This window comes from Chitinophaga eiseniae (assembly GCF_900167135.1).
GTDB classification, from domain to species: domain Bacteria; phylum Bacteroidota; class Bacteroidia; order Chitinophagales; family Chitinophagaceae; genus Chitinophaga; species Chitinophaga eiseniae.
Map to the genome: position 1 here is coordinate 617,344 of NZ_FUWZ01000004.1, position 16,910 is coordinate 634,253.

Below are 16,910 nucleotides of genomic sequence, written 5' to 3' on the forward strand. Positions count from 1 at the left end.
CCGGACCATCCACCCATTTCTTTTACTCGTTAGTCTTAATAGTATGGAACCAAATAAATTTCCTGCGGACCTGTTGCAAAAGTACCTCGCCGGCGCCATTACAGAGCCGGAAAGTGAAGCGCTGTTTGCCTGGCTGAAGGAAAACCCGGCAGCAGCGGAGCAGAACGAGGCCCTGGAGAAAGTGCTGCAGGACAGCTATCATACGTCTTTTACCGCTGAAACACCTTTACCTGCCGGCGCCAGCCAGCGTATACTGGACCGGCTGATGGTGTCTGTAGCAGCAGAAGGTACCGGCATCGTACGCCCGATACCGTTGTGGCGCCGTCCCTGGGTACGATATGCGGCTGCGGCCATGCTCATAGCAGCACTGGCAGTTCCCGCCGCGAGGATGCTGACCAGCCGGAAAAAAATGCCCGCGCCCGCACCGGTAGCCATCGCCGGCGGTACCAGCCGCGCGATGCTGAAACTGGCCAACGGTAAGGAAATTATGCTGGACAGTACCCGTGGCAGCATCGTACAGGAACCGGGACTCACCGTACGAAATGACAGCGGCCGGCTCAATTATCAGGGAGCTACCGCAGCCGTGGAATATCATACATTAACAACGCCGCGCGGTGGGCAATACCGCATTGAACTGCCCGATGGTACTGCTGTTTGGCTCAATGCTGCATCCAGCATCACCTATCCGACAGCCTTTACGGACAAGGTCCGCGCAGTGATTATAACAGGGGAAGCATACTTTGAAGTGGCGGCTAATGCCCGCCAACCCTTCCGGGTGGATGTAAATGGAAAAGCGACTGTGGAAGTACTCGGCACCCGGTTTAACGTAAACGCCTATACGGATGAAGCAAATCTCCGTACCACGCTCCTGGATGGCAGCGTAAGAGTGAATCATCAGCAAACATCCGTGGTGCTGAAACCCGGTCAGCAGGCCGCCATATCGGGCGAAGGCCTTCAGCTGGTGGAACATCCGGACCTGGAAATAGCTATGGCATGGAAAAACGGCTCCTTCCAGTTTGACCATGCCCACCTGAAGGAAGTGCTGCGGCAGATGGCCCGGTGGTACGACGTGACGGTCGTATATGAACCCGGCAGCGCGGACATCGTCTTCAGCGGGGAAATAAAAAGAGACCTGGACCTGCCACAGGCACTGATAGTGCTGGAGAAGATGGGCGTCCGTTTCAGAATAGAAGGAAAGCAATTGATTGTCATGCCATAAAGCAACCATAATAAAAATTTAGGTCAACAAGCAACAACAGGTGAGGAGGTGAACATGCCGGCCTTAGTGGTCAGGGCCTGGTGTGTCCGGGAATGAAAAGCCCTTTGGGCTTAACGGCGGAGCTATGCCCGGCCACTTCTGACACCGGTTATTATTTATCAACCAAAAATACGTTATGCCAGAATTGAGACGTCCAAAGCGGTATATACCGTGGAAACAGCTAGGGCTGTTGCTGCTGATAGCAGCCATAGGACTGCCGCTGACGGGATTATCCCAGACTATGAATTACAGCAGCAAAAAAGTGACCCTGCAACAGGTGTTTGCAGAGATAAAGAAACAGACCGACCATGTTGTGGTATTCAATCCGGAGCAGGTAGACGTCACGCAAACTGTTCCGGTGAATGCCCGCAACCAGCCGTTGGAGGCGTTTATGAGGGCGCTGCTGGCCAAAACGCCGCTGAACTTCACGATCGTCGGCACTACCATTGTGATATTCCGCAAAGCGGACGTGGCGCCGGAATACAATATGCCGCCGCCACCCGTGGAGATCATGGGGATAGTGTATGACGAAAAAACAGTCCAGCCGATACCCGGTGTGAGCGTCTTTGCCAGCGTAAGCGGCAAAGGCGTCCAGACCAACGAAAAAGGTTTTTTTTCATTGAAGAATTTAAAAGACGCAGAAATGCTCACCTTCTCCAGTATCGGCTACGAGAAGGTGACCATGGCTGCCGGACAGCCGGGCGTGACCATGTACGTTAAAATGAAAGTGGCTACCAGTGAGCTGGACCAGGCCGTGGTACAGGGGTACGGCGTTACCAGCAAAAGGCTGGCCACCGGCAGTATCACCAAAGTGACGGGAACAGAGATCGCTTCACAACCGGTAATGAACCCGCTGCAGGCACTGCAGGGCAGAGTACCTGGTCTGCTGGTCACCCAAACTTCCGGCTATGCCAGTTCACCCCTTAAACTGGAAATCAGGGGACGGAACTCTCTCGGCAAGGGGTTCCTGTCAGACCCGCTATATATCATCGACGGCGTGCCGTTGACAGTGCTGAACCTGGTCAACGTCACAGAAGGGGTGTCCTCGGGATTTGTACAGGGTGGCTTTTCCGCTGCCGGAGGCCAGAGCCCTTTATTCGGACTGAATGCCAAAGATATTGAGAGCATCGAAGTCTTGAAAGATGCGGATGCAACAGCCATCTACGGCTCCCGCGGCGCCAATGGCGTTATCCTCATCACCACCAAAAGAGGAAAAACAGGAAAAACAGCGCTGTCTGTAGACGTGCGGGAAGGAATTGTAACTGTGCCCCGCCAGTGGCATCTGCTGGATACCAAAGAATACCTGCAGATGCGCCGCGACGCATTTAAAAACGAAGGCATCGCACCTACTATTGCTACGGCCCCAGACCTGATGCTGTGGGATACTACCCGCTATACCAACTGGCAGAAAGAAATCCTCGGCACAGGTAAAATGACCAACGTATCGGCCAGCCTCTCCGGCGGCGATAACCAGAATACTTTTTATGTAAGCGCCAATTATGGTCGTCAGGTAGAGCTGCTGAGCAAGAGCGGGGCCTCCCAAAAAGCGTCGGTAATGTCGCGTGTAAGGCATGCCTCCGCCAATCAGAAGTTCAGTATCATGGTGGGAACAACCATCGGCTATACGAAAGTGGACGCTATCGTTAACATGGGCGACGCTGCCTATCTGCCACCCAATGCACCACCGATCTACGACAGTAAAGGGAACCTCAACTTCGCGGAATGGACAGCCCATAACCCTGTAAGTCAGTTCCCCTTTGAAAGCCTGGGCAGGAAAAATATCAGCCAGGCCACCCAGCTCGATGGAAATATGGAGCTGCGGTATGAGATTGCCAAAGGTCTCACCTTCAGCACTACCGGCGGATATTCTTTCGTCAGCGGAACGAGCGACAATTTTGTGCCCATGGCATCGCAGAACCCCGCCCTGAACCCTACAGGCATGGCCATCTTCGGCACAACCCGCAACACCAACTGGATCGTAGAACCACAACTGGCCTACACCCGCTTTATCGGCAAAGGCGACCTGTCCATACAAGCCGGTACCAGCTATCAGTCCGCTGCTACCAATGGTACGACGGTCTTTGGTTTTGGCTACGGAGATGACGCACTGTTGGGCAGTATTTCCAACGCTCCACTACAACAGGCCACTGAAATGCTGAGCCGCTATAAATATGCCGCGGTATTTGGCCGTATCTCCTATAACTGGGACAATAAGTATATACTGAACCTGAACGCCAGGAGGGACGGGTCTTCCCGCTTCGCGCCAGGGCGCCAGTACGGCAACTTCGGCTCCGTGGGCATGGGATGGATTATGTCGGAAGAGCCCTGGGTGAAAGCTGTGCTTCCCAGTTGGGTTACTTTCCTGAAGCTGCGGGGCAGCTACGGCATCACCGGTGGGGATGGTTCCATCGGCGACTACCAGTACCTCTCACAATGGGGCACCCGCACTATCGGTGGGCTGCTTGGCAAGTACGACGGCGTACAGCCTTATGTGCCCATACATGCCATGAACCAGGACTACCACTGGGAGGCCAATAAAAAAATGGAAGGATCGCTGTCCGTCAGTTTTTTAAACGACCGCATTAACCTGGAGGTATTGCATTATCGCAACAGGACCGGCGACCAGGTGACAGGGCTGCCCACGCCACAGTATACAGGTTTTAGTTCCGTATTGGCCAACTGGGCGGCAGTGGTGCAAAACAGCGGCTGGGAAGGCATGATCAGGGCCAACCTGGTGCGACAGAAAGATTTTTCCTGGACGGTGTCTTTCAACATCTCCCGTAACCGTAATGTCCTGGTGGCATACCCCGACCTGGAATTTTCTCCTTATTACGGAACCTATAAAGTGGGGCAGTCGCTGTCTACCAGGTACTACCTGCATTACGTCGGCATAGATCCGCAGACAGGCAAACATGCTTTTGACGATTACAATAAAGACGGACAAGCGACGGTAAACCTCGGGATACCGGACGGCACAGGCATGGACGACCGTTATGTCCCTATCGACGACGCACCCAAATACTATGGTGGTTTCGGCTCCCAGTTCACCTGGAAAGGCGTACGGCTGGACCTCTTTTTTGACTATAAAAAACAGCTGGGCCCGGACCCCTTTGCCAACATATTGCCAGGAGCAATGACCAATCTGCCCAGGGAGGCGCTGGCCAACCACTGGACCAAACCAGGAGACAATGCGAAATATGCAGGTTTTGCTCCTATTGGTTACACCCTGTTCAACGCGTCTGACGGCGCTTTTATGGATGCTTCCTACGTCAGGCTTCGCAGCCTCGCTGTCAGCTACGACTTCCCGGAGAAGCTGGTGAAAAAAGCACGTATGGAGAGCTTCCGGCTGTATATACAGACAGAGAACATATTTAACATCACCCGTTACACAGGACTGGACCCCGATACGAGGAGCCTGACGGCGCTGCCTTCCCCGAGGACCATTACCGGTGGTGTAATGCTTAATTTTTAAATGATGATTTATGCAGACCTATCATAAAATAATTGCGCTTTCCGGTGGATGGTTATTGTGGGCCAGTCTTCTCTCATCCTGTAAAAAACTGGTGTCTGTGCCGGACCCTGTCAGCACTATTTCCACCAGCCAGGTTTTTAATTCTGAAAAGCAGGCCAATGGTGCGATGGCTGGTGTATACTCCCGGTTGATCAATGGGGATGATCCGGTAGGCGCCCCGCCGGTGGGAGAGAGTTCTTTTGCCGCAGGGCTCTCCACGATGCTGGGGGGACTTTCTTCGGATGAGCTGTATTTTTTCCGCTCCGTTACGGAAAAATCCTGGTACCTCGTGAATACCAACAAGCTGACCGCACAGGAGGCGAGTCGTACCAGTAGTGTATGGACCTCGGCCTACGGCGCGATATATGGTGCTAATTCCGTCATAGAAGGCCTGGCAGCATCCACCTCGCCTGATCTCAAAGACAGCGTGAAGCAGGCTATGACCGGTGAAGCAAAATTTGTGAGAGCTTTTTCCTATTTCTATCTCACCAACTTTTTTGGAGATATACCGTTGGTACTAACCATCGATTTTAATAAGACGCGGAACATGCCACGGGCCTCACAGGCACAGATATACGGACAAATGGAGATGGACCTCAGAGAAGCGGCAGCCGCTATGCCGGAAGCTTATCCCACCAGCATGGGGGAGCGGATACGGCCCAACCGGTACGCCGCCAGCGCGCTGCTGGCCAGGGTGTATCTCTACCAACAGAACTATGCAGGCGCTGTGGAGGCGGCAACAACCGTTATTAATCAGGCAGGATTGTATCAACTGGAGCCCGATCCCAACAATGCATTCGTTATCGCCAGCCGGGAAGCTATCTGGCAGCTAAAACAAAATGATGTTTCTGTTTTGTTGCGCAACGCTACGCCGGAAGGGTATGTCTTTATACCCATCTACCTGAAGACAGGTGTTGCCTCCTATGTGTTTACAGATACGCAGATGAAGGCTTTTGAGACCGGAGATAAACGGCTTTGCTGGATAGACAGTACCAAAGCCGCCCCGCAGCCTGGTATGCCCGCGGTTGTATCCTATTATCCGAATAAATACCATATTGGTCAGCCCAATGGCGAGCTAATGACGCCACCCCGTGAGTACTATGTGATGCTGCGTCTCGCTGAACAGTACCTGATACGCGCGGAAGCGGCTGCCAACGGCGGTCCGGGGGGCCTTGCCTCCGCTATTGCCGATTTGAACGTGGTCCGTTCCCGTGCCGGGCTGCCTGCATTGGCCGCGTCGCTCAATAAAGAGCAGGTGCTGACAGCCGTGGCCAAAGAGCGGCAGACGGAGCTATTTGCCGAATGGGGCCACCGCTGGCTGGACCTGAAACGCACCGGTAAGGCAGCCGCGCTGTTGTCTGCTATTCCGCTCAAACAACCGTGGGCGGGTAATCATCAGCTGCTATATCCCATTCCCAATACGGAAATCAGCGTAAACCATTTCCTGACCCAAAATCCCGGTTATTAATATGCAACGGTTAACATACTTCGCTGCTTCACTGCTATTGCTGTTGCTGGGCGCCTGTACCAAAGAAAAAACAGCGCCCGGAACAGCTTCGCTGACGATCATCAATGCGATACCCGGCAGCAGGTCTCTGATCACTAATTTCAATGACGGCCGTCCGATTAATTATTACCTGGCCAACGAGATCCGGTACAATACTTTTTTGCTGAGCAACCGTATCAGTTCCTACTCCGGCAGAACGCCGCTGGCACTTTATCATTATCCTGACACAACAGATAAAAGTAAACCGATGTTCAACCTCGTGGTGGACCTGCCCATAGGTTCCATGCATACGTTGTTCCTGGCCGGTACCCTTACCCAACCGGATACGCTGTTCGTCAGGGATGTTATCCCTTATCATCCGCTGGGCGACAGCAGCTGCGGCTTTCGTTTCGTTAACCTTTCTCCCGGCAGCGCACCGGTGAAAGTAACGATCGCACGGAAGAACGGCCCTCCGGTGGTGAGCACCCTGCCGTTTAAAAGGGTGACCGGTTTCCTCAACTATCCTGTTAATGCCGCGCAGGAAGACATGGCCTTTGAGTTCAGGGACGTGGCCACGGACCGCCTCATCGCTACATTCCCGGTAGAAGGGATACATAATCCGGTACCGGGAACGAACAGCCCGTGGGCATATAAGAACTATACCCTCGCTTTGGTCGGCCTGCCAGACGGTACTAACGGACAGGAACAAACGATACTGTCTATCAGCTACTAACGAAAGTGGGCATCAAACTATCAAACATTCAAAACGTATTATGAGCACTATCTTGAAAATTGACCGGCTCTCCCACAGGTACAGCAGTGCCTGGGCTGTCCGCGATATTAACCTGGAAATAGGCCATGCCGGCGTCATAGGCCTGTTGGGCTCCAACGGTGCCGGTAAGTCTACCACCATGAACATTATCTGCGGGGTGCTGAACCAAACAGAAGGGACGGTATATATCAACGGACTGGATATCCGTCAGCAACCGGAACAGGCAAAAAGACAGATCGGTTTCCTGCCGCAAAACCCGCCGGTATATACCGACCTGACGGTAGATGAATACCTGCACTATGCAGCGCAACTGCGGCATATCGAAAAGGGAAAAGTGCGTAAAGCCGTGGAGGAAGCGAAGGAACGCGTAGGTATTTCCCACTTCAGCAGCCGCCTGATCGGCAATCTCTCCGGCGGTTACCGCCAGCGTGTAGGCATCGCGCAGGCCATTATCCATAAACCCAAACTGGTGGTGATGGACGAACCTACCAACGGGCTCGATCCCAATCAGCTCATTGAAGCCAGAAAACTGATCCGCGAAATAGGACAGGACCACACCGTCCTGTTATCATCCCACATCCTTTCCGAAGTACACCTGCTCTGCCGCGAGATAGTGATGATAGAAGGAGGGCGCGTTATATTCTCCGATACCATGGAGGCGTTCAATAACTACGTACAGCCGCACAGCGTGCTCGCAAGAATGGAACAACCGCCCGCCGCCGCAGAACTGCAACAGATCAGCGGAGTATCCAATGTGGAATTCCTCAGCGACCGCCAGGTCCGCATCTATTTCGATGGTGATGAAAGTATCACGGAAAGGATCGTTGCGGCCAGCGTACAACACGGATGGCGCCTGCGTGAGATCAACCTCGACAAAGGATTGCTGGATGACATTTTCAAACAATTATCTATTCAATCGCTCCAATAATTTTTATACATGAAGATGATATTCAGGATTGCTAAAACAGAGCTTCGGAACCTGTTCTTTTCACCGGTGGCCTGGTTCTTAACAATCGCTTTTATGATACAGTGCGGAGTATACTATACCTACCCGCTGTATGGCCTGGCCAACTGGCAGGATGTGATTGGAAGGAATAATCCGGCATTTAAAAGCTTTGGCATTTCATTGACCAGCGCACTCTTTTTAGCACAGGATGGTATTTTCTATAATGTGCTGCAGAACCTCTACCTGTTTGTTCCGTTGCTCACAATGGGACTGATCAGCCGCGAGGTCAACAGCGGCACGATCAAGCTGTTGTATTCTTCCCCTATCCGTACCAGTGAGATCGTGCTGGGGAAGTATCTCGCTATCATGATCTACAACCTCTTGCTGGTAAGCATTGTAGGCGTGTTGATGATTGCAGGTTTTTTCAACATCTACGCGGCGGATTATGGCGTGCTGCTTTCTGCTGCGCTGGCCTTCTATCTGCTGGTTTGTACCTACACGGCCATCGGGCTGTTTATGTCCAGTCTTACTAACTACCAGATCGTTTCCGCTATCGGCAGCTTCATCATTATTTTTGTGCTGAGCCATATCAGTGGCCTGTGGCAGAAATATGACATCGTGCGGGACCTGACCTATTTCCTGTCTATCTCCGGGCGTACGGTCAAAATGCTGAAAGGGCTGATCACCACAAAAGACGTGATTTACTTCGTGATGATCGTGTATATGTTTGTCTCTTTCACACTCATCAAAATGAAAGCAGGAAGAGAGTCGAAACCATGGTGGGCGCAGGCCGCCCGTTACACGGCCGTATTTGCTTCCGTGCTGGTGATCGGGTACGTCAGCTCCCGCCCATCGATGATCGGCTACTGGGATACAACAAAGGGCAATACCAACACACTGCATCCCAATACACAGGCGGTACTGAAAGAGATGGGCAAAGAGCCTATGGAGATCACGCTGTACACCAATCTGCTGGGAGCAGGTGTTAACCGTGGTCTGCCGGAGAACCGGAACGATTATCTGACGGCCCTCTGGGAACCTTACCTGCGTTTTAAGCCGGACATCAAATTCAACTACGTTTATTATTATGACAACGATGACAGGGACAGTACGCTGTACAGGACGTGGAAAGGCAAGTCACTTGCTGAGATAGCCGCCCAGACAGCAGAAGGGCAGGAGGTGGACGTCAAAAAATTCCTGCCACCGGCGGCAGTGCGTAAAATGATCAACCTGCAACCGGAAGGCTACCGGCTGGTAATGCAGCTGAAATATAAAGGAAAGACCACTTTCCTGCGTACCTTCGACGATGCCGTGTTCTGGCCGGAAGAGCAACAAGTCGCGGCTTCCCTCAAACGGCTGTTGCAGGACCGCATGCCGAAAAACCTGTTCCTCACCGGCAACCTTGAACGTAGTATTTATAAAAATGGAGAGCGGGAGTATTCCGGTCATACCCTTGCCAAGGAAGGCCGTCTGGCGCTCATCAACCTTGGTTTTGATTCTGACAGCCTTTGTCTGGATACCCAGGAGATCCCTGCTGACATTGCCACCCTGGTGCTGGCCGATCCCAAGACCGCGATCAGCGCCGCCGGTATGGAGAAGCTCCGCCGCTATATCGACAACGGTGGTAACATGCTGATATTCGGGGAGCCTGGCAAACAGCAGATGCTCAATCCTTTGCTGCAACAGCTGGGTGTGCAGCTTATGGGGGGCACGCTGATAGAAGTGTCCAAAGACGAGATGCCGCATATGGTGAAACCCATTGCTACCACCGCTACGATGCACCTCTCGGAAGACCCCGCCCTGATTGTATTACGTGAGATGCAGACAGAAGGAAAAAGTATGGGGCTGCTGATGCCTGGCGTAACCGGCATCACCTTCAGCGACAGCAGCGCTTTCAGGGCTGCTCCGCTGCTGACGACCGTGCCCGGCAATGTATGGCTGAAAGCTGGTACCGTGGTGACAGACTCCACAGCGCCGGTGTTCAATCCGCAGGACGGAGATACCCGTCAGCCCTATTACGCTACGGCTATCGCGCTGACGCGTAAAATCAACAATAAGGAACAGCGTATCGTGATAAGCGCCGATGCTGATATTATGAGCAACCTCCGGCAGGGCGGCGGCTTTCTGGGCAGAAACCTCTACGCCTGGATGGTCAACGGGGCCTTTCCCATCTATACGCCGAAGCCGGCCCCTGTCGATACAAAGCTGACGATAAGCGCCACTACGGCCAGTATAGAAAAGTACCTGTTCGTATGGATATTGCCAGGCCTGGTACTGCTGACCGGAACAATATTGCTGGTGCGTCGTAAAAGACAATAAAACGGGAAACAATGTATTTACAAACGGATGAACAAACCATAGAGGACCTCCGGATATTCGGCAAACGGGACGTGAGCGGTATCTATGAGCTGTATAACCACACGCATACACGGGGCGGCGAAGCCCTGCTGCAGGACATGTTCCGGCAGCCGCTGTCCGACAAGGAGGAAATCAACCGCAGAAGCAGTATCATTGCTCATTTTGCGCAACAACGCACAACTTTCCCGTTTGAAGCGGCCATGTTTGATATGGCGGAAAAGTATCTGAAAAACGGGGACGAACATACGAAAAGCGGCGGCCGCAGTGTGCCGCTCGGAGAGAAAGATATTTACAACGGGGTCACTGCCGTGATCGGGCTGGTGCAGCAGCTGCACCGTTTCGTCGAAGGCCTGGCCATTGCCGGTATAGCCGCCTATGCCGGCGAGCGTGCTGCCATCGCCTTGTTGCTATCGGAACCTGCGCTGGAGCCGGTCCTCAACGAACCAATGAAAGGAAAACTGTCCTACGGCGCGGTAACAGCCTTTGACCTGCTGCTCAGGACGCGGGAGCGCCAGCGTATTACCCGGCTGCTGGAGCATGTATATACGCTGGACGTATATCTTTCCGTGGCGGCCGTGGCGGCGGAACGGCAGTTTGTGTTCCCGGTGGCGCTGGACAAGGGCGCCGCGGTGCTGGAACTGGAAGGGGTTTATCATCCGTCCGTAAAACATGCGGTGAGCAACAATGTATCCATGGGGCCCGACAGTAACGTGATTTTCCTTACGGGCGCCAATATGGCGGGCAAATCTACCTTCCTGCGTTCGCTCAGCACGGCGCTGTATGTGGCGCATATGGGTTTTCCGGTCGCAGCTGGCAGGATGTCGTTTTCTGTGCTGGACGGGATCTATACCACCATCAACCTGCCGGATAACCTGGGTATTGGGGCCAGCCACTTCTATGCAGAGGTGCTGCGGGTGAAAAAAGTCGCCACGGCGCTGGGCAACGGACAGTCGCTGCTGGTCATCTTCGATGAGCTTTTCAGGGGAACCAACGTAAAAGATGCGCATGAAGCCACCGTGGCTGTTACCCGTGCATTCGCCCGTCGCAAAAACAGCCTGTTCGTTATCTCTTCCCATATCGTGGAAGCGGGCGATGAGCTGAAAGAGTCCGGCAGCGTGGATTTTCGGTATCTGCCCACCCGTATGAACGGCCATCAGCCCGAGTATACGTATACGTTAGAAAAGGGTATTACAGACGATCGCCATGGTATGATCATCATCCGCAATGAAGGCATACTGGATATTCTCAGGAATGGTCGCAGGACCAAATAAAAATTGCATGTATGAGCTTTAGTATAGACAGGCAAACGATGGATGAACTGAACCTGCTGGGCAAGTTCCGGCAGGGCTCAGTATATCACCTGTTTAACCAGGTGAAGACCAGGGGAGGAGAGCGTTTGCTGGACATCATGTTTCAATCGCCATTGGAAGAGATGGCAGCCATCAATGAGCGGAGCAGTATTTTCCGGTTCTTCCAGGAGGCACAGCTGGTATTTCCTTTCGATGTGCAGCAACTGGCGGAAATGCGGGAATACCTCGACACCGGCGGCAGTAAAAATGTGCTGCTCTCCATGGCCGGCACCCTGCTGAAAAAGGGATTGTCCTCCGTAGCCAGGGATGAACGTTACCGGAAGAGTGTACAGGGTTTACAGGCCACCATCGTGACGGTGAAAAAATGCGCCGCTTTCCTGGCTTCCATAGAATCGTTGTCAGGCCCCTATGATCGCCGCATCGATGCTATGCGGCTGCTGCTGCGCACCCCTGAACTGGAGCAGCTGGCAGATATGGACATCTACCAGGCGTTACCGGTAAAAACACTGGCGACCTACGATCACCTGCTGAAAAACAGGCTGCGGCAGCCCATGGAGGACCTGATGGCATTTATCGACGAGCTGGATGTATATATCGCTGTGAGTGACGTGGCGCGGGCCAGGGGCTTTCACTATGCAGAAGCCTTCCCGCCGGAAAAAAATATGCTGACAGCTACCGGCCTGCATCATCCCTGCATTAGCAATGCCACCGGCAACGATATACGGATGCAGCAGGACAGTAATGTGTTGTTTCTCACCGGCGCCAACATGGCCGGCAAATCTACCCTGATGAAATCGGTCGGCATCGCCCTCTACCTGTCCCACATGGGCTTCCCGGTGGCGGCTTCCAGTCTGGCGTTCTCTGTTCGGGAAGGACTGTATTCCTCTATCAACGTGTCGGACAATATTCACCTCGGCTATAGCCATTTTTATGCAGAAGTGGTGCGGGTGAAACAGGCGGCGGAGGCTACAGCCAGTGGGAAACGCCTGCTGCTGATGTTCGACGAACTCTTTAAAGGGACCAATGTAAAAGATGCTTACGACGGCACGCTCGCTGTAACGGCCGCTTTTGCGGAATACACCGGTTGCCTGTTCATCGTGTCTACCCATATTATCGAAGTGGGAGAAGCATTGAAAGACCTGTCTAATATACAATTCAGATACCTGCCCACGGTGATGGAGGGTAGCCGTCCCCGTTATACCTACCGGTTGGAGGAAGGAATTACGGAAGACCGACAGGGAATGATGATCATCCGCAACGAAGGTATCCTGGAACTGATGAATGCCAATAACCTGTAAAATTTACCAAACATATGAAGAAGCTGTTGACATATGGCGCCGGCGCCATACTGGCCTGCGCATGCCTGCAAGCGGCGGCCCAGGAGAAAAAACTGGCCAGCCTTACCAAAGAGGATTTTATCGCCGACTTCAGACTGGCGGTCGATATCCTGAAAAAACAACATCCTAATCCGTATAAGTTTATCGATTCTGCTACTTTCATGCGCCGGGTGGATTCCCTGATGGACCGGATGGGCAAAGAGCAGGATATGATGACCAGCCTGCAGTATTCGCCCATCTACCTGGTAAGGGATGTGCATACGAGCCTGCGGCTCTCCAACGACAATTCCCGGGAGCTGTACGGTAATCTCCGCTTTTTCCCCTACCCGGTGATCATCGAACGGGGACGGATATTCGTTAATATCAAAGGCGCCACCATTCCCTACGGCGCAGAGATCCTCAGCATCAACAACAAACCGGTAAAAGACATTCTGCAAAGCCTCTCCACTTCCGCCTATAGTGATGGATTTATTCCTACCGGTATGGACCGGTTATACCCTGATTTTCAGGTGACCTTTAGCCTGCTGTCGCCGCACCAGGCCTCCTATCCGGTGACCTGGACGGCGCCCGGCAGCAAAGAAACGCGTAAAACGACGCTGGAAGCAGCCAACCCTACGGATGCTTTCCATGCCACGCGGCAGTCGGTCTTCCCATTCAACCTCTTGCAACGGGCCTACTATATCTACAATGACTACGACGACGCCACGAAGACTGGCCGTCTGACTGTCAATACCTTTGCGCTCAACGAGCAGGATGCCTACAAGGAGTTTAGCGAGTTTTTCCGTGAAGTAAAAAAACGAAACTACCAACAGGTGATCATCGACGTGCGTAGCAATGGCGGTGGCGATCCTGCTATCTCCGCCCTGTTGTATTCCTTTATGGCAGAAGCGCCTTTCCGGAACGTATACAACTACCGTACCCGTAACATCGATGTAGCTTACCCGGAATATGCAGTGGCAGATAATGGCCGACGTCTTTCTGATGAGGATATACAAGGACAGAAAAATTTCTTCTATCAGCGTTTTGATAAAGACAGCTCCGGCTTCTACGTGGGCAACGCCCGCCTGAAAGATGGACTGATGGAGAACTTCCCGCCGGACAAAGATGCGTTTCACGGTAAAGTATTTGTGCTCACCGGCGGCGGTACCGTGTCGGCGGCGACTTACTTCGCTACGCTGGTGCAGAAAAACAAAAGGGGAGTGATCATCGGTAAGGAGACCGGTAGCGGTGAAGCAGCTACCACGGCTGCCTGGTTCCTGCGTTACCTGTTACCCCGTACCAAATGTGTGCTGACAGTACCGCGGTCAGAGCTCAATTTCTTTAACGCTACTAAAGACAACGGCCGGGGTATCATGCCGGATAAGGAAGTGCCTATGGATAAGTTCATGGGATATGTGCAGGCCGATAAAGATCCTGAAATATCGTATACGATGGAGCTGATTCGCGGTGGTCATTGATATAAAAGCCGGACTCGTTTTGGGTCCGGCTTTTTTTTATTGGTTATCTAAAAATAAATTTCCATCTTTGCACCGGAAACAAGGTTCCCGACATAAAGAACTTTTTGATTCAGATCGTTATGAGATTGTAGTATATCGTGCAGAAACGGCTTTCTGCCATGTCAACCCGAAGTATTGTACGCCTGAAACCCCGGTTAAATCCTTCCACATTGTAATACTGCCCTTATCCCTTTTCTGGTATTTTATCAATAAGTTTTAAAGTCATTTTTACCGGTATTGCCGTGTCGTTGATACATGTCATCAACGGTCGGATGTTTGTTGCCCGTTGACGTGCGACCCGGTTGACCTATGCCCTTACCATGCACTCAATTTTTATGTTATGAATAAATATGAAAGACTAAAGAACGAACTGGAAACAGTTGGAACCGGGAAAATGAAGGCCTTTGGCGCTTCTATGTTGCCCATCCTTAAAAGTGGCACCCTGCTGACCTTCCGGCGGGAACCGGCATATACGGTGGGCGACATCGTATTTTGTAAAGTGAAGGGGCGTTATATCGACGCGCATAAAATCACGAAAACGGATGCGAACAAAGGTTACCTGATCGCTAACAACCACGGATTTGAAAATGGTTGGACAAAGGTAATCTACGGCAGGGTGATCTTAGGGGAATACGACAACCGTGTTATTTACCGGAAGGTATGACCGGTTCCCATTCTAACCAACAGCCCCTTTTTTTATCCTTCCTAAACCAGGCCATGGCAAATGATAAGTCATGGTCATCCTCGTCTTCTTCACTTCTTCCAGCAGCCGCGTAAAAAGAAGTAAGATGAAAATTGTTAATCATCTGCTTTTAATAAAATCATGAGAATGCCCGGTAATACAAGGCGTACTTTTGACGGAAAGTAATAACCCTCATTTTATTTTTTTGCCAAAACATATCTTTATGAGTATTACAACAATTGTTTGTTCACCACATGAACTACGGGGTGAGTTAACCCAAATCATGAAAGAGGAGTTTGCTGTTTCTCCACGAGTGGCGGAAGAAGCCTACGACGACCGCTTGGATGAATATTTCAGACGCTTAAAGAATGAGGTGCAATTTGTAGTCGAATATCCTTACGTGGACAAAGTATATCGTGACAGCTACTACGCTTACTTTTCCTCCAAACGGCGCCCCTATCAAAAAGACTGTATCCGGATTTCAATGTTTGATGGCGAAGTACTCCCGGAACACTTCAGAAATGCGGCCGGTGTTGCCGGTCTGCAGGAACGGTACCGTGGGTTTGTAGTGCTGCGGCCTACCATACCGAATATCATTGGCAGGAGTGTCGTATCTCCTTATGCACTGCAGGAGCATCGTTTCCTCAGCCTCGCCGGAAAATATCAGACAACGGTAAATTCCGTTAAGCTGGTGGCGACGGGCTTCCCGCATGCTTCCCAGGACACGGAAATGCTGACCTGTGCCGAAACATCCCTATGGGCCCTGATGGAGTATTTTGCGGGGCGATACCCTGAGTATAAGCCAGTGACGCCTTCTGTGATTATCGATACGCTAAGAAGCAGATCCAGTTTCAGGCAGATTCCTTCGGAGGGATTGGGTATCGAGCAGATGGGGTTTGCGTTAAGGGAGTTTGGGTTTGGTACAAAGGCTTATGATACCGCCGAGCTTTCAGTGGCGACTTTTGCTAACGTATTTTCTGTTTATGTGGAGAGCGGTATTCCTTTGATAGTGGCTGTTTCTGACAGGCATCATGGCGGCCGGATCGGTCATGCGGTTGTTGTTATGGGCCGTTCCGAGACAACTGATGCCGATATCGATCAGCTAAAAGCGGAGGAGGAAGAAGATGACGTATTGGCGACAATGATGAAAAGAAAACGGATTCGTATCTCAGACAATGCAAACATAAAACGCAGTTTTGTTATAGCCGATGATAACTATCCTGTTTACCAGATGGCACCCTTTGCTATGCCTGCAGCATACTATGGAGACGCAGATTGGCAAAGATGTGAAATAGTACAGTTTCTGGTGCCGCTCTACCCTAAAGTTTATATGGATGCACTTGCTGCCATAAAATATGTAAAAACAGTATTGTTAGATGACTCGTTTTGTATTCCAGCTGATACTGAATTATTTGTCCGTATTTTTTTGGCATCCAGCAGATCGTATAAAGACTATCTGACAATAGAGGAGAGTTTTGGTGAAGACTTGAAAGAAATTATATTAGCAATACCAATGCCTAAGTTTATCTGGGTGGGAGAGGTGTCTTCAAAGAATTTAATAAAGAAACGAAAAGCAAATGGCCTTATTATTTTAGATGCAACGGAACCTCAGACAACTGATGACTGGAATTTGGTGTTTGGTGGATATGATCAAAAACTGTATTGCAGGTATCCGGAGGGAAAGCGATTATTACAGAATTCCCTATCTTTAGAAGCGTTTAATATTTTTACTAATAATCTAAAAGGATTTTGAT

General features: G+C 51.6%; 11 protein-coding genes. All 11 read left to right on the forward strand.

Going from position 1 to position 16,910, the window contains the following annotated elements:
• Nucleotides 1-43: 43 nt before the first annotated feature.
• Nucleotides 44-1,219, forward strand: a complete 1,176-nt coding sequence (locus tag B5D63_RS25755; protein ID WP_078671732.1) for a FecR domain-containing protein — start codon at nt 44-46, stop codon at nt 1,217-1,219.
• A gap of 175 nt (nt 1,220-1,394) precedes the next feature.
• Entirely contained in the window at nt 1,395-4,730 is a 3,336-nt protein-coding gene (locus B5D63_RS25760; RefSeq protein ID WP_078671733.1) for a SusC/RagA family TonB-linked outer membrane protein, read from the forward strand.
• A 10-nt stretch (nt 4,731-4,740) separates the two neighbouring features.
• On the forward strand, nt 4,741-6,237 hold the full coding sequence (locus B5D63_RS25765; RefSeq protein WP_078671734.1) for a RagB/SusD family nutrient uptake outer membrane protein: 1,497 nt from the start codon (nt 4,741-4,743) through the stop codon (nt 6,235-6,237).
• 1 nt (nt 6,238) lies between these two features.
• Nucleotides 6,239-6,988: a DUF4397 domain-containing protein gene (locus B5D63_RS25770; protein WP_078671735.1), complete on the forward strand. Its 750-nt coding sequence runs from the start codon at nt 6,239-6,241 to the stop codon at nt 6,986-6,988.
• A gap of 40 nt (nt 6,989-7,028) precedes the next feature.
• Complete coding sequence (locus tag B5D63_RS25775) at nt 7,029-7,955, forward strand: ABC transporter ATP-binding protein (protein WP_078671736.1); 927 nt, start codon at nt 7,029-7,031, stop codon at nt 7,953-7,955.
• Between the two features lie 9 nt (nt 7,956-7,964).
• On the forward strand, nt 7,965-10,292 hold the full coding sequence (locus B5D63_RS25780; RefSeq protein ID WP_078671737.1) for an ABC transporter permease subunit: 2,328 nt from the start codon (nt 7,965-7,967) through the stop codon (nt 10,290-10,292).
• A gap of 11 nt (nt 10,293-10,303) precedes the next feature.
• Nucleotides 10,304-11,602, forward strand: a complete 1,299-nt coding sequence (locus B5D63_RS25785; RefSeq protein WP_078671738.1) for a MutS-related protein — start codon at nt 10,304-10,306, stop codon at nt 11,600-11,602.
• An 11-nt stretch (nt 11,603-11,613) separates the two neighbouring features.
• The gene (locus tag B5D63_RS25790; RefSeq protein WP_078671739.1) at nt 11,614-12,939 is read left to right on the forward strand and encodes a MutS-related protein; all 1,326 of its coding nucleotides are present in this window, start codon (nt 11,614-11,616) and stop codon (nt 12,937-12,939) included.
• Nucleotides 12,940-12,953: 14 nt separating this feature from the next.
• Nucleotides 12,954-14,435, forward strand: a complete 1,482-nt coding sequence (locus B5D63_RS25795) for a S41 family peptidase (RefSeq protein ID WP_078671740.1) — start codon at nt 12,954-12,956, stop codon at nt 14,433-14,435.
• Nucleotides 14,436-14,814: 379 nt separating this feature from the next.
• Nucleotides 14,815-15,138 (forward strand): S24 family peptidase, encoded by a 324-nt coding sequence (locus tag B5D63_RS25800; RefSeq protein WP_078671741.1) that lies wholly within the window; start codon nt 14,815-14,817, stop codon nt 15,136-15,138.
• A gap of 241 nt (nt 15,139-15,379) precedes the next feature.
• A complete protein-coding gene (locus B5D63_RS25805; protein WP_078671742.1) occupies nt 15,380-16,909 on the forward strand; it encodes a hypothetical protein in 1,530 nt (509 codons plus the stop codon).
• Nucleotide 16,910 lies beyond the last annotated feature (1 nt).

Bases quoted from the DNA above. Each gene is read 5' to 3' on its own strand.
- B5D63_RS25755 (WP_078671732.1), top strand. From the start codon at position 44: ATGGAACCAAATAAATTTCCTGCGGACCTGTTGCAAAAGTACCTCGCC.
- B5D63_RS25760 (WP_078671733.1), top strand. From the start codon at position 1,395: ATGCCAGAATTGAGACGTCCAAAGCGGTATATACCGTGGAAACAGCTA.
- B5D63_RS25765 (WP_078671734.1), top strand. From the start codon at position 4,741: ATGCAGACCTATCATAAAATAATTGCGCTTTCCGGTGGATGGTTATTG.
- B5D63_RS25770 (WP_078671735.1), top strand. From the start codon at position 6,239: ATGCAACGGTTAACATACTTCGCTGCTTCACTGCTATTGCTGTTGCTG.
- B5D63_RS25775 (WP_078671736.1), top strand. From the start codon at position 7,029: ATGAGCACTATCTTGAAAATTGACCGGCTCTCCCACAGGTACAGCAGT.
- B5D63_RS25780 (WP_078671737.1), top strand. From the start codon at position 7,965: ATGAAGATGATATTCAGGATTGCTAAAACAGAGCTTCGGAACCTGTTC.
- B5D63_RS25785 (WP_078671738.1), top strand. From the start codon at position 10,304: ATGTATTTACAAACGGATGAACAAACCATAGAGGACCTCCGGATATTC.
- B5D63_RS25790 (WP_078671739.1), top strand. From the start codon at position 11,614: ATGAGCTTTAGTATAGACAGGCAAACGATGGATGAACTGAACCTGCTG.
- B5D63_RS25795 (WP_078671740.1), top strand. From the start codon at position 12,954: ATGAAGAAGCTGTTGACATATGGCGCCGGCGCCATACTGGCCTGCGCA.
- B5D63_RS25800 (WP_078671741.1), top strand. From the start codon at position 14,815: ATGAATAAATATGAAAGACTAAAGAACGAACTGGAAACAGTTGGAACC.
- B5D63_RS25805 (WP_078671742.1), top strand. From the start codon at position 15,380: ATGAGTATTACAACAATTGTTTGTTCACCACATGAACTACGGGGTGAG.